Origin of the sequence: Haemophilus sp. HMSC066D02, from assembly GCF_001810545.1 — a bacterium.
In the GTDB taxonomy this organism is placed as follows: Bacteria; Pseudomonadota; Gammaproteobacteria; order Enterobacterales; family Pasteurellaceae; genus Haemophilus_D.
In genome coordinates this window covers 40,749-54,623 of the sequence record NZ_KV801826.1, presented here as the reverse complement: position 1 = coordinate 54,623, position 13,875 = coordinate 40,749, and the positions used below count along the sequence as shown (strand labels likewise).

The following is a 13,875-nucleotide window of genomic DNA, read 5'->3' as shown; positions in this document are numbered from 1 at the left end:
TTCACTGTCTCAGCTGCTTTCACTGTCTCAGCTGGTTTCACTGTCTCAGCTGGCTTTACTGATTCAGTTGGTTTTACTGACTCAGCTGGCTTTACTGACTCAGCTGGCTTTACTGGCTCAGCTGGTTTTACTGACTCAGCTGGTTTTATTTGGTTAACTGGTTGAGTATTGCTACCACCACTACTTCCACAGGCAGCTAACGTTACAGTTGCAAGAATTGTTAAACTTAATTTAGAGAGATTAAATTTCATAATTTTTCCTTAGGTAAAAATAAGGGTGCATTATAAAAGGATTTAAAATACATTTTCAAATTAAAATTATAATTCATTAACATAAAATTAACTACGGACAATAAAAACGGCTAACCTAATTGTGTTAGCCATTTTATTATTAATGATACATCCAAATTTCTCTCTAAATAATAGAGACTAGAGCCGTCTTTTAGCAGTTTTAAACTAAAAATGGATGTATAAAGTTAGATATTTTCCTAAATACGGTGATAATTACTTTTTAGCAGCAAATGCAGCGCCCCAAGAATTATCATTAGCGTTTGCTGAACCACCTAATTCTTTTGCATTCTCACCATAGAATTTACCTTCAGCTTTACCCTGAGAATTTAACAAATCTGATTTAGCTGTACCTGAAAAACCATTTCCAGAAATATTAGCATCAATCTTAACTACATCTTTGTTATGCGTGCTTAAGGTACCCGTTAATTTCTTATTACCGAAATCAGCAGTAAAGCTAGATGAACCTTTTAAATAATCTTCATCTGGTAATTTATCCGTATCAGCTGAAATAATGCTATCCCCTCTATAGGACGCTACGCCTGATGATGGCATTGAAGTTGTAGGATATCCGTTATAAAACAAGATATCATCTTGACTAGGATCTTGGCTCTCAATTGCTCCAAAACGAACATTGCTATAAGAACCACAGCAAACTTCTAATTTACCATTTAATTTCATACCATTAATTGTTTTAGCTGTGGCCTGTGTCCAGCCTCTCGCGCTAATACCAGGACCAAACCCAATAGGAATATCTTTTCCATCAACATTAATTTTATATAAATTTGCTGAAGTAAGTGCTACAGTTTTAGCTGTAACATGTCCCTTATTATCTGAATCAACTACTATAGCACCACCTGTTTTATTGTTTGAAGATGTTGATACTGGATTACTTGAATTATTCTGTTTTTTAGCTGGCTGAGTTGTTTGTGCAGCTTGTTTATCTTTTGTTGGTGCTTGACTACTACTTCCAGCATCACCACCGCCACTACTTCCACAAGCAGCTAAAGTTAATGCGGATAAAGCTGTTAAACTAAACTTTAAAATAGTATTTTTCATAATTTACCTCTTAGGTTGTTAACGAAACACAATTAATAGACAGACATAACATAAATTTATGTAAATTTTATCTTATCATAAATTTAATATGATTATATATAAACCTATATAAAAAATAAGGTAAAGACAATATTTTGTCTTTACCTTAATAATTTATAAATTAATCATACATCCCTAATTTCTTCTCTAAATAGTGGATATTTGCCCCACCTTTTTGGAAGTTTTCATCTTCAAGAATGAGTTCATGAAGTGGAATATTTGTTTTGATACCATCAATGATCGTCTCTGATAATGCATTTTGCATACGACGGATTGCTACATCACGAGTATCACCATATGTGATTAATTTTGCGATCATAGAATCATAATGTGGAGGAACGGTATAACCACCATACACATGAGAATCCCAACGAACACCTAAACCGCCTGGTGAGTGTAAGTGTACCACTTTACCTGGAGACGGTAAGAATGTTTTTGGATCTTCTGCATTGATACGACATTCAATCGCATGACCTTTCACTTTAATATCTTCTTGTTTGTAAGAAAGTGGTAAGCCAGCCGCAATACGCAACTGTTCTTTCACCAAATCCACACCGGTGATCATTTCTGTTACTGGGTGTTCTACTTGAATACGAGTATTCATTTCGATGAAATAGAACTCACCATTTTCATATAAGAATTCAAATGTACCAGCACCACGATAGCCAATTTCAACACAAGCTTTCGCACAGCGGGAACCAATATCACGACGAACTTCTTCGGTAATACCTGGTGCGGGTGCTTCTTCTACGACTTTTTGGTGACGACGTTGCATAGAACAATCACGCTCTGCAAGGTAGATTGCGTTACCGTGTGTATCCGCTAAAACTTGGATTTCAATATGGCGTGGATTTTCTAAATATTTTTCCATGTAAACCATATCATTGTTAAACGCTGCTTTTGCTTCAGCTTTGGTCATCGCAATGGATTCTTCAAGTGCATCCTCACTACGTACCACGCGCATACCACGACCACCGCCGCCGCCAGATGCCTTGATAATAATTGGATAGCCAATACGTTTTGCAATTTCTTTATTTTTCGCGATATCGCTACCTACTGGGCCATCTGAACCCGGTACACAAGGCACGCCCGCTTTTTTCATTGCTTTAATCGCAGAAACTTTATCCCCCATCAAACGAATGACGTCTGCTGTTGGACCAATAAAAATAAAACCAGAACGCTCAACTTGCTCTGCAAAATCTGCATTTTCAGAAAGGAAACCATAACCAGGGTGAATAGCATCCGCACCAGTTACTTCTGCAGCTGCAATAATAGCAGGAATATTTAAATAACTTTTTACAGATGGAGCAGGTCCAATACAGACTGTTTCATCTGCAAGTAACACGTGTTTTAAATCACGATCAGCGGTAGAGTGAACCGCCACGGTTTTAATGCCTAATTCTTTACAGGCACGCAAAATACGCAGTGCAATTTCACCACGGTTAGCAATCACAACTTTTTCTAACATAACAATTTCCACTTGGGTGAAAAAATGGCGAGAAAGCTCGCCATTTCAGATTGATAGGGATTATTCGATAACGATTAATGGTTGGTCAAACTCAACCGCTTCGCCATCATTTACTAAGATTGCTTTAACCACACCAGCTTTATCAGCTTCAATACGGTTCATCATTTTCATTGCTTCAACGATACAAAGTGCATCACCTACTTTGACTGTTTGTCCCACTTCCACGAAAGCTTTCGCTTCAGGACTTGGGCTACGATAGAATGTACCCACCATTGGTGAACGTACTTGGTGACCAGACATTTCAGCTGCAGGCGCTTCCGCAGGTGCAGCCGCTGCAGGTGCTGGCGCTGCTGCCGGAGCCGCAACCGGTGCGACTGGCGCTGCTGCATATTGAATTGCAGCAGGTGCAACCGCTGGTGCCGCACGACTAATACGTACTGTACCTTCTTCTTCTTGCACTTCTAATTCAGTGATACCCGATTCTTCTACTAATTCAATCAGTTTTTTGATTTTACGAATGTCCATACGTTCTTCCTAAAAATAATAATGAATTGTTAACCGCACTTTCAGAATTGATTTCCAAAGCGCGGTAATTTTAAAACCTGTTTTTTTTGTGTCGGCAAGATTACCGCAAAATCATGCACTTTGCGATAAATTTCTGCGAAAATCTGTAAATTTTGTGAAATTTTATGCTTTTTTATTTAAAAAATCTAACGCAAATTGGAGAGCAAACTCATAGCCTTTTGCACCTAAGCCACAAATCACGCCTTCAGCCACATCACTAAAGTAAGAATGGTGACGGAATGGCTCGCGCTTATACACATTAGACAAATGGATTTCAACAAAAGGAATTGACACTGCAAGCAACGCATCACGCAATGCAACACTGGTATGCGTATAAGCTGCTGGGTTAACTAAAATAAAATCCACTTTCTGAAAACTTTGATGAATCTTATTAATTAACTTTTCTTCGCTATTTGCTTGGAAACACTCCAAATTCACACCATGCTGCTCAGCAAGTTTACCCACATTTTCTTCAATGGCAGATAATGAAAGTGAACCATAATGTTTTGGTTCCCTTGCGCCCAACATATTTAAGTTCGGGCCATTTAACAGCAAAATATTGAATTTTTTTGACATTTTCACATCCTTTAACTTATGCGAATTATAGCGATTTTTTGTGTAATGGTGGTCGTATCTCTATACGATTTTGGTAATAAATTCTGAATTTAGATCAATTAGCGGTAAATCTGAGCCCGGCCATGCGCGTAATACTTGATGTTGCATTAAGTTCAATGTATCCAGTCCAGGTGTCACATTGGGGGTATATTGCGCTGCAATACGAGCAAGTTGCGTCAATCCAAGGCTACTTTCAATACTCGAGCTGATCACCGCTTTTATGCCTAAGCTATGCGCTTGTGCAATCAGCTTTTGACAATCTTGCAGCGAGCCAATCAATGTTGGTTTAATCACAATGGCGCTTAAGTGCGGTTCTTTTTCTAAAAGAAAATCTGGCTCTCGCACACTTTCATCCCAAGCAATATTAATACCGGTTTGAGCAGCAAACTGGCGGCTTTCTTCACAGGTTTTACAAGGTTCTTCCAAAAATTGAATGCGAGAACGATGTTCTAGTTTTACTTTCTCCGCAAATTTTAATGCTTTTTCCAAGGTCCATTGACGATTCGCATCTAGACGTAATTGCAAATCAGGAATGGCTTCAAGAAACATATCCGTAATCAAACCATCACGATTCGCTTCATACATCCCGACCTTAATTTTAGCCACTTTGTCACCTGGCATTTGATTCAGTTCTGCATATAACTCATCAGGATCGCCATAGCACAACGGTGCAGTATGATAGTTACCTTCCTCATTTAAATAACGTTTCATCTCATCCATCGCCGTGCTAATACCGAAGGCAACAGAAGGATAACAACCGTCAAGTGGGACTCTTGGCGCTTCGCAGCTTGCATGACACCAATTTGTCAGCCATTCAATGGCTTGGTCTTGCGCTTGTTCGATGGTTTCTTCACTAAATCCTGGCAAAGGGGCAATTTCTCCCCAACCATCACGGCTGCAAGCAACACGCACAATCAAGCCTTCTCGACGTTTTAAAAAACGTCCACGTAAAATTAACTGACTATCGACGGGAATAGAATAACGATAAAGATTAAATGATTTGGTTTCCATCTTATTCTCCTTGATGATAAAAGTGCGGTTAAAAACACACTGATTTTTAACCGCACTTTTTATATTCAAATTAAGGATTACGTCTGAATTTACTAAAGTCTGGTGCACGTTTTTCGTTGAACGCGTTACGACCTTCTTGACCCTCTTCAGTCATATAGAACAACATGGTTGCGTTACCCGCGAGTTCTTGTAAACCAGATTGGCCATCACAGTCTGCATTTAATGCAGCTTTCAAGCAACGTAATGCAATTGGGCTGTTACGTAACATTTCACGACACCAACGCACGGTTTCTTTTTCTAAATCTGCATAAGGTACTACGGTATTCACTAAGCCCATATCTAATGCTTCTTGCGCATTATATTGACGGCATAAGAACCAAATTTCGCGAGCTTTTTTCTGACCAACTAAACGTGCCATATAGCTTGCACCCCAGCCACCGTCAAATGAACCTACTTTAGGACCAGTTTGACCAAAAATCGCATTCTCTGCTGCGATGGTTAAATCACATAACATATGCAATACGTGACCGCCACCAATTGCATATCCAGCCACCATTGCCACCACTGGTTTTGGACAAGTACGAATATCACGTTGGAAATCCAATACATTTAAATGATGCACACCGCTTTCATCTTTGTAACCGCCGTAGTCACCACGAATTTTTTGGTCACCGCCAGAACAGAATGCTTTTTCGCCTTCGCCAGTTAACACAATCACGCCAATTTTTTCATCGAAACGCGCGTTAGAAAATGCATGGATCATTTCTTTAACTGTTTGCGGACGAAATGCATTGCGCACTTCGGGACGGTTAATGGTGATTTTTGCAATACCATCAGTCGATTTGTGGAAACGGATATCAGTATAACCTTCGCTATGGTCAACCCACTCAACTGGTGCATATAAAACATCATCTTTTGGATTTTGCATTGTTCTTTCCTTTATAAGTGTAAAAAGTGCGGTCATTATAGCGGAAGTTTCTTACTTCAGGAAAGAAAATCAATTACTGAAGACTTTACAATTATGTCGTTATTGTTAAAATTCCGCCATTCCAACTTTAGTAAGGAAATTTAAGTGAAAAAAATTATTTTTTTAAGCAGCATCATGTTATTGAATGCTTGTAGTTTATTTGGTTCATCACAATCAACTATTCCTGCTGAATTCGCACAAGCAGACTACCTTCTGTCTGATGCCAATGCAAAAACATGGGCTGTAGCAAGTAAACAAGCTGAACAATGTATCTATCCAAATTTAACTCGTATTCAGCAACAACATTTTGCCAAAGAAGATAGCTATATTCATTCCCAATATGTCTTTTTCTATCCGTTAGAAAAAATCATCGGTGAAGACTATGTAAAAATGATTCAAAAAGATGAAAAATCGATGAATTACGCAACCTATCAATTTAAGAAGTTCCGTGCAGAAATTGGTGATGTCGATGCATTAGAGCCAAAAGCTTGCCAAATTTTACGTACTCAGGCAAAAGAAGACTTAGATGTCGTGAAAGGCCAATATGTAAATGGCATGGTAGATGAAACGAAAAATGATGATGGCACATTGAAGAAAACGGGTGATGGTATTGCAACCAATCAAAACAAATTCTTCTTTGATATTATTAAATGGGGTTCAGCCCTTCTTCTCTAATTTTTATTATTTTATATAAATTTATATCACTCTCACGGCGTAAATATTTTTTACGCCTTTTTTATATCAAGAGAAAACGGTTGCGATCAAAAAAAGCTTAAATTTTCAGTAAAAAAGCAAAATAGCCATTTAAATTAAAGTCATTTTCAGCTAGTCTAACAAGAATTAGTTTTTACAAGGAGAAAACATCATGACAACGCTTTTTGATATTGCACAAAACTGGTTAAACCAAGATCCTGATGCAGAAACTCATGCAGAATTAACCGCACTTTTAACGGCGGCGAAAAATGGTGATGAAAAAGCACAATCTGAATTACAAGCTCGCTTTAGTGGCCGTTTACAATTTGGTACTGCTGGGCTTCGTGGACCATTACAAGCAGGCCCTATGGGGATGAACCGTGTTTTAGTAGCACAAGCAGCTGGTGGTTTAGCGGATTATTTAAAAGATTACGACAAACAGCCTTCTATCGTGATTGGTTACGATGGTCGTAAAAACTCTGATGTTTTCGCTCGTGATACCGCTGAAATCATGGCGGGTGCAGGCGTGAAAGCTTATTTACTTCCACGTAAATTACCCACTCCAGTATTAGCTTACGCAATCCAATATTTTGATACCACTGCTGGTGTCATGGTGACTGCAAGTCATAACCCACCGGAAGATAACGGCTATAAAGTTTACTTAGGTAAAGCGAACGGCGGTGGCCAAATCGTTTCTCCTGCTGACAAAGATATCGCCGCATTAATCGATAAAGTAGCTGCAGGCAATGTAAAAGATTTACCACGTAGCCAAGATTATGTGGTGTTAGATGATGAAGTAGTTAATGCTTATATCGAAAAAACCGCTTCTCTTGCTAAAGAACCTAAAGCAGACATTAACTACGTTTATACCGCAATGCACGGTGTAGGCTATGAAGTATTAAGCAAAACCTTAACCAAAGCAGGTCTTCCACAACCTCACATTGTGGCAGAACAAGTATGGCCAGATGGCACATTCCCAACAGTAAACTTCCCTAACCCAGAAGAAAAAGGTGCATTAGACTTAGCGATTAAAGTAGCAAAAGAACACAATGCAGAATTCATTATTGCCAATGACCCTGATGCAGACCGTTTAGCTGTAGCTGTTCCTGATGCGCAAGGTAACTGGAAACCTTTACACGGCAACGTAGTAGGTTGTTTCTTAGGTTGGTATTTAGCAAAACAATATCATGCAAAAGGTGAGAAAGGCGTATTAGCGTGTTCTTTAGTATCTTCTCCAGCGCTTGCTGAAATTGCGAAAAAATACGGTTTCCAATCAGAAGAAACCTTAACCGGTTTCAAATACATCGGTAAAGTTCAAGGCTTATTATTCGGTTTCGAAGAAGCGCTTGGTTACTTAGTTGACCCAGATAAAGTACGCGATAAAGACGGTATTTCAGCGGCGATCGTATTCTTAGATTTAGTGCGTCACTTAAAAGCACAAGGCAAAACCTTAGCGGATTATGCTAATGACTTCACACAAGAATTCGGTGCTTATGTAAGTGGCCAAATTTCTATCCGTGTAAGCGATTTATCTGAAATTGGTAAATTAATGGCCGCACTTCGTAACACGCCTCCAGCTGAAGTAGGTGGTGTTAAAGTGGCACAATTCATCGACCACACTAAAACTGATCGCCAAAGCGACATCCTTGTATTCGTATTAGAAAACGGTAGCCGCTTAATCGTTCGTCCATCTGGTACAGAACCGAAAATCAAGTTCTATCTTGATGCTCGCGGTAAAGATCCAAAAGACGCGGATCAAGTTTTAGCTCAATTTGATGAAGGCGTTCGTCAAATCCTTCGTCAAGATGCTTACGGCAAACAAGATTGCTAATTGAGCAAACTATTAAATAATAAAAAACGCTAGGTTTGATGCCTAGCGTTTTATTTTTGCTTATTCCAATGCAAGTTGTAACTTGCCCTGATGTTTTTCTAATAAAGCCTCTGCTTGGGCACGATCTAATCCACTCAGAATCATCATAATCGCTAATTTCGCATTTTGATCAGCCTGCTTTAATGTTTCTTCTGCGAGAGCCTTATCGCAATCCGTGGCTTGCATGACGATACGAATGGCACGAGCTTTCAGTTTTTCATTACTTGCCTGCACATCCACCATTAAGTTTTGATAGCATTTACCCATTAAGATCATAGAAGCCGTAGTAAGCATATTCAGTACTAATTTTTGTGCCGTACCTGATTTTAAACGGCTCGAACCAGTCAGTACTTCTGGCCCCACTACCGTATCAATGGCAATATCCACAATATTCGCCATCGCTGAATTCGGATTACTTGCAATCGAAACCGTCACTGAACCTAAACTTTTCGCATATTCCAATGCACCGATCACATAAGGTGTTCGGCCACTTGCAGCAATACCCACCAACACATCTTTTGAGGAAAAGTGAATTGTTTGTAAGTCAACCACAGCTTGTGCTTTACTGTCTTCCGCCCCTTCAATTGGATGACGCAATGCGCGCTCGCCGCCTGCAATAATACCTTTCACCATTTCAGGTGACACGCCAAATGTTGGCGGGCATTCAGAGGCATCCAGTACGCCTAATCGACCACTGGTTCCGGCGCCAATATAGACTAATCGACCACCTTGTTGAAATGCAGCAACAATACATTCGACCGCTTGAGCAATTTGAGGTAAACATTTTTCAATTGCCAGAGGTACTTGTTTATCTTCCTGATTCATTAACTGCACAATTTCTAATGCAGACAAGCTATCCACATTCATGGAATTAGGATTCCGTTGTTCAGTAATTAAAGTTGAAAGGGTTTGTAATAAATTCTCTGCCATGGTTTATTCCTTTGGAAAAATCGCTCCTAAACTGACCGCACTTGTGGCACCCGTCACACTCGGCAAATTCGCGGGTAAATTATGCATACGACGATAGGCCAACCAAGCAAAAGCTGCCGCTTCCACATAATCGATATCAAGTTCTAATTCCGTCGTCAGTTGAATACGCCAATTTGGTAATGCCTGTTTTAAACCATTCATGATCGCCTGATTTTTAGCACCTCCGCCACAAACAAGTAATCGGCATGGTAATGTCGTCTGAATATTATTAAGGGCTAAAACAATGCTTTGCACGGTAAATTCTGCCAAAGTGGCTTGTACATCTTGTGGTAAAAGTGCGGTCGTTTTGCCTGCTATTTTTTGAATTTTATTCTCTAGCCAAGCCAAATTAAATAATTCACGCCCTGTGCTTTTCGGTGGTGGCAGTTGAAAGAAATCTTCATCTAATAATGCCGCTAACAAATCTGAATTCACTTGACCTGAAACCGCCCATTCACCATTTTTGTCGTAAGCTTTGCCTTGATGCTTTTCGATCCATTGATCGAGCAAAGTATTACCCGTTCCCGTATCAAAGCCAATGACAGGCTGTTCGGGTATCAATAACGATACATTACTAATACCGCCAATATTAAGCACCACTGTTGCCCAGTTAGGATCAAAAAATACCGCTTGGTGAAAAGCGGGTACTAAAGGCGCCCCTTGTCCACCAAACGCCATATCTTTACGTCGCAAATCACCGACAACCGTGATGCCCGTTTTAGCGGCTAATAAATTCATATCACCAATTTGCATGGTAAACGGGAATTGACCTTTTGGGGAATGCCACACTGTTTGGCCATGGCAGCCAATGGCTTCAATCTTTTCTGGTTTTAATTGGTGTTTACGTAAAAAGGCATTTACGCAATCTGCATAGAGCAAACCAAATTGATGATCAAGCTCACCCAATGCTTGTAACGTGGTTTCACCAGATTGAATAAGTGCGGTCACTTTTTCGCGTAACTTTGCGGGCATCGGTGTGAAATCTGCCGCAATTAATTTGGTTTGATTAGATTGGATGTCAGTAAGGGCAATATCCACCCCGTCAAGGCTGGTGCCAGACATGATGCCAAGATAATAAGTCATAGTATTTAATTCGTGAGTTTTTCAGAATTATAGCGGATTTTAAAAAAATAAAAAAAGAGAGAACATTGTGGTTCTCTCTTTTCTTCTTATAAGCCATCAATGACTAAATCGTTTTTTAGCTATTGATGGAATAAGGTAACGGTTCAATTTTTAAAACCGTTTCATCTTCCGGTAAACGGAAATGCGTTCCTTCTTCTAAATCGTTATTCATCACGACTTGTAACCATAACACGCCGTCAAAATTGACCGCACTGACGATTGTCCCCGTTTTACGCCAAGCCGTTTCTAACTGCATTTCTATTTCGCTGCCGATTTTCGGTGTAACCGTTGTCTCACCCGAAAGCACATACATTGCACGTTTATTGGCGCCACGATATTTGGCACGCGCGACGGTTTCTTGTCCGATATAACAGCCTTTCGTAAAAGAAATCGCTTGTTCAATCGCTTGTAGATTTAATGCCTGTGGGATAAATTCATTTTGCGTTTCCACACTCAAGCTTGGTAAACCTGCTTGAATATCCGCACAAAGCCATTGTTTTTCATCACCATTAAAGGTGACATCTAACGGTGTTGGATTGATCAAAATTGCACGATCTTCATCAATATCTAATTCAATCTGCGCGTGAATTCGACTGCACTTTTCACCAATCAAGCCGACAATTTGCCAATCCAATACTTGGAAAGTGACTTTTGAAAACACCGCATATTTTTTCAAATGATCGAGTGGAGCCAATAAAGCTTTCGGCATTAAAATCAAAAACTGCTCTGCAGAAAGCTTAATTAAGCGGAACAACGAGTTCATTTTGCCTTTAGGATCACAATGCGCTGTAAGCGTTGAAGCACCTGCTGCCAAATGCACCACATCACAAGTTAATTGGCCTTGCAGATATTTCTCCGCATCCACGCCCGCCACTTCCACCAAATCATATTGGTTTAATGAAATAAATGTTGCCATGATTTTTCCTATTCAAGGTTTTGAATTTGCTCACGCATTTGTTCGATTAATACTTTTAATTCCACAGCAGAAGCGGTGATATCAGCATTAATGGATTTTGATGCCAACGTGTTAGATTCACGATTGAGCTCTTGCATCATAAAGTCCAGTTTACGTCCCACTGCCCCACCTTTTTTCAAGATGTTGTTGGTTTCTTTCACATGCATTTGCAGACGATCTAATTCTTCCGCCACATCCACACGTTGCGCCAATAAAATCATTTCTTGTTCGACACGTTGTGGATCAAGTTGAATCTTTGCTTCTTCAAAACGTTGTAATAAACGCTCACGCTGCCATTGTAAAACCGCCGGCATTTGTGACCGCACTTTTTCAGCTTCTACCGTAATGCCATCTAAACGTTGTTGAATAATAGCTTGCAATTTTTCGCCTTCACGCCCACGCATTGCAATAAATTCCACCAACAATTCATCAAAAGCTGTCAACAAATCTTGACTGATGGCATCAAGATCTTGCTCAGCCGCTTCCACCACGCCAGGATAACGCAATACATCTGCTAAATTGATTTCACCCTCGCCAGCTTGCGACTTAATCCATTGTAAAGATTGAATCACTTGATTCGCTAATTCTTTATTTAAATTGAGCTCAGCCGCTGCTTGTTTTTTGCTATCAATACGCAATGAACATTCAATTTTACCGCGAGTGAGATTTTGACGAAGTTTCTCACGCAAAGCATTTTCCAAGCCTCTAAATTGCTCTGGCAAGCGGAAAAAGTTTTCCAAATAACGTTGGTTAACCGAACGAATTTCCCAAACTGCATCGCCCCAATCTTTCTTGATTTCAAGGCGTGCAAAGGCTGTCATACTATAAATCATAAGCGCTCTCCTACTATTGTCTCTCGTCTTAATTGATTTGCCGGTTATTTTATCGGGAAAGTGCGGTCATTTCTACCGTACATTTTGTAGAAGAAATTTGTTTTCTCCACTTTACACACTGTAAAGATTAAAATACAATCATCGTAAATTAATTATTACAACCAAAGGAAAGTAAAATGAACAAGACTGTGGGAAGTACCTTGCTTGTGGCAGGAACCATGATTGGTGCGGGGATGTTGGCAATGCCGCTCACCTCAGCAGGGATTGGCTTAACGGCGACGGTTTTCTTATTAATTGGCTTGTGGGCGGTACTCACATTCACCGCATTGTTATTCGTGGAACTGTATCAAACTGCTGACAGCGATGCGGGGATCGGCACACTTGCTGCACAATATTTTGGTAAAGCGGGGCGAATTATTTCCACCGCTGTTTTAATTGTCTTTTTATATGCCTTAATTGCTGCTTATGTAAGTGGTGGTGGTTCCTTATTAATGGATTTACTCCCAGCCATGGGGGATAAAGACACCATGAACAAAATCGCGGTGCTTGTATTCACCATTTTCTTCGGTAGTTTTATTGTCATTGGCACACACAGTGTGGATAAAATTAACCGTGTCCTATTCTTTGTGATGATTGCCACTTTTATCTTAGTGCTCGCATTAATGTTACCAAACATCAAATTTGATAACTTAATGGCGATGCCGATTGATAATGCCTTAATTATTTCGGCAAGCCCTGTATTTTTCACGGCATTTGGTTTCCACGGTTCCATTCCTAGCTTAAATAAATACTTAGACGGTAACGTAAAATCCTTACGCATTGCAATTTTAGTGGGTTCCGGCATCACATTATTTGCTTACTTTTTATGGCAGCTCTCTACGCATGGCTTACTCAGCCAAAATGAGTTCTTACAAATTTTACGTGAAGACGCCACATTAAATGGCTTAGTGAAAGCAACCTTAGAAATCACCCAAAGCCCAATTATTGCTAACGCAGTAAAAATCTTCTCCACTTTAGCATTGGTCACTTCATTCTTAGGGGTGGCATTAGGTTTATTAGAATGTATCGAAGACTTACTCAAACAATCTTTTGATATTCATGCAGGGCGTATTTCATTAGGTTTAATGACCTTTATTCCCTCAGTGCTTTTCTCCCTTTTCTATCCGGAAGGTTTTATTCTCGCTCTAGGTTATGCCGGTCAAATGTTCGCGTTCTACGCCGTGGTTTTACCGGTATCATTAGTTTGGAAAGCACGCTCAATTCATCCAAACTTGCCATACCGAGTATGGGGCGGTAAAGCATTGCTAGTACTTGTATTGGTACTCGGTGTGATTATTACTTCTATTCCTTTTGCTATCCGAGCAGGTTACTTACCTTTTGTTGTCGGTTAAAATGAGCGAAAAAAGGACCGCACTTTTAAGGT

13 protein-coding genes are annotated in these 13,875 nt (G+C 39.8%); 3 read left to right on the top strand and 10 right to left on the bottom strand.

Features of this window, described 5'->3' with window-relative positions; genetic code table 11:
• Positions 1-503: 503 nt before the first annotated feature.
• From HMPREF2750_RS08755 to menB, 6 genes are all read right to left on the bottom strand, one after another.
• Positions 504-1,346 carry a Slam-dependent surface lipoprotein gene (locus tag HMPREF2750_RS08755; RefSeq protein ID WP_070583504.1) on the bottom strand — a complete coding sequence of 281 codons (843 nt, stop codon included), beginning with the start codon at positions 1,344-1,346 and terminating at the stop codon, positions 504-506.
• Positions 1,347-1,506: 160 nt separating this feature from the next.
• On the bottom strand, positions 1,507-2,853 hold the full coding sequence (gene accC, locus HMPREF2750_RS08750) for an acetyl-CoA carboxylase biotin carboxylase subunit (protein WP_049368242.1): 1,347 nt from the start codon (positions 2,851-2,853) through the stop codon (positions 1,507-1,509).
• A 60-nt stretch (positions 2,854-2,913) separates the two neighbouring features.
• Positions 2,914-3,378, bottom strand: coding sequence for an acetyl-CoA carboxylase biotin carboxyl carrier protein (gene accB, locus HMPREF2750_RS08745; protein WP_070583502.1), 465 nt, complete (start codon positions 3,376-3,378; stop codon positions 2,914-2,916).
• 162 nt (positions 3,379-3,540) lie between these two features.
• Positions 3,541-3,993 carry a type II 3-dehydroquinate dehydratase gene (gene aroQ / locus HMPREF2750_RS08740; protein WP_070583501.1) on the bottom strand — a complete coding sequence of 151 codons (453 nt, stop codon included), beginning with the start codon at positions 3,991-3,993 and terminating at the stop codon, positions 3,541-3,543.
• Between the two features lie 60 nt (positions 3,994-4,053).
• On the bottom strand, positions 4,054-5,043 hold the full coding sequence (menC, locus tag HMPREF2750_RS08735) for an o-succinylbenzoate synthase (RefSeq protein ID WP_070583499.1): 990 nt from the start codon (positions 5,041-5,043) through the stop codon (positions 4,054-4,056).
• Positions 5,044-5,113: 70 nt separating this feature from the next.
• Positions 5,114-5,971, bottom strand: coding sequence for a 1,4-dihydroxy-2-naphthoyl-CoA synthase (gene menB / locus HMPREF2750_RS08730; protein WP_014064726.1), 858 nt, complete (start codon positions 5,969-5,971; stop codon positions 5,114-5,116).
• A 144-nt stretch (positions 5,972-6,115) separates the two neighbouring features.
• On the opposite strand from menB, the gene HMPREF2750_RS08725 reads away from it, so the two are divergent.
• Both HMPREF2750_RS08725 and HMPREF2750_RS08720 read left to right on the top strand, forming a co-directional pair.
• The gene (locus tag HMPREF2750_RS08725; RefSeq protein WP_083304584.1) at positions 6,116-6,685 is read left to right on the top strand and encodes a DUF5358 domain-containing protein; all 570 of its coding nucleotides are present in this window, start codon (positions 6,116-6,118) and stop codon (positions 6,683-6,685) included.
• Between the two features lie 190 nt (positions 6,686-6,875).
• The gene (locus HMPREF2750_RS08720) at positions 6,876-8,534 is read left to right on the top strand and encodes a phospho-sugar mutase (RefSeq protein WP_070583497.1); all 1,659 of its coding nucleotides are present in this window, start codon (positions 6,876-6,878) and stop codon (positions 8,532-8,534) included.
• Between the two features lie 60 nt (positions 8,535-8,594).
• On the opposite strand, the gene murQ is transcribed toward HMPREF2750_RS08720, so the two are convergent.
• From murQ to HMPREF2750_RS08700, 4 genes are all read right to left on the bottom strand, one after another.
• Positions 8,595-9,503, bottom strand: a complete 909-nt coding sequence (gene murQ / locus HMPREF2750_RS08715) for an N-acetylmuramic acid 6-phosphate etherase (RefSeq protein ID WP_070583495.1) — start codon at positions 9,501-9,503, stop codon at positions 8,595-8,597.
• A gap of 3 nt (positions 9,504-9,506) precedes the next feature.
• A complete protein-coding gene (locus HMPREF2750_RS08710; RefSeq protein ID WP_070583493.1) occupies positions 9,507-10,625 on the bottom strand; it encodes an anhydro-N-acetylmuramic acid kinase in 1,119 nt (372 codons plus the stop codon).
• Between the two features lie 115 nt (positions 10,626-10,740).
• Positions 10,741-11,580: a CAF17-like 4Fe-4S cluster assembly/insertion protein YgfZ gene (locus tag HMPREF2750_RS08705; protein WP_070583492.1), complete on the bottom strand. Its 840-nt coding sequence runs from the start codon at positions 11,578-11,580 to the stop codon at positions 10,741-10,743.
• A gap of 8 nt (positions 11,581-11,588) precedes the next feature.
• Positions 11,589-12,452, bottom strand: a complete 864-nt coding sequence (locus HMPREF2750_RS08700) for a YicC/YloC family endoribonuclease (protein ID WP_070583490.1) — start codon at positions 12,450-12,452, stop codon at positions 11,589-11,591.
• 176 nt (positions 12,453-12,628) lie between these two features.
• Here HMPREF2750_RS08700 and HMPREF2750_RS08695 point away from each other — a divergent pair, with 176 nt between their 5' ends.
• The gene (locus HMPREF2750_RS08695) at positions 12,629-13,843 is read left to right on the top strand and encodes an aromatic amino acid transporter (RefSeq protein WP_070583488.1); all 1,215 of its coding nucleotides are present in this window, start codon (positions 12,629-12,631) and stop codon (positions 13,841-13,843) included.
• The last annotated feature ends 32 nt before the right edge of the window (positions 13,844-13,875 follow it).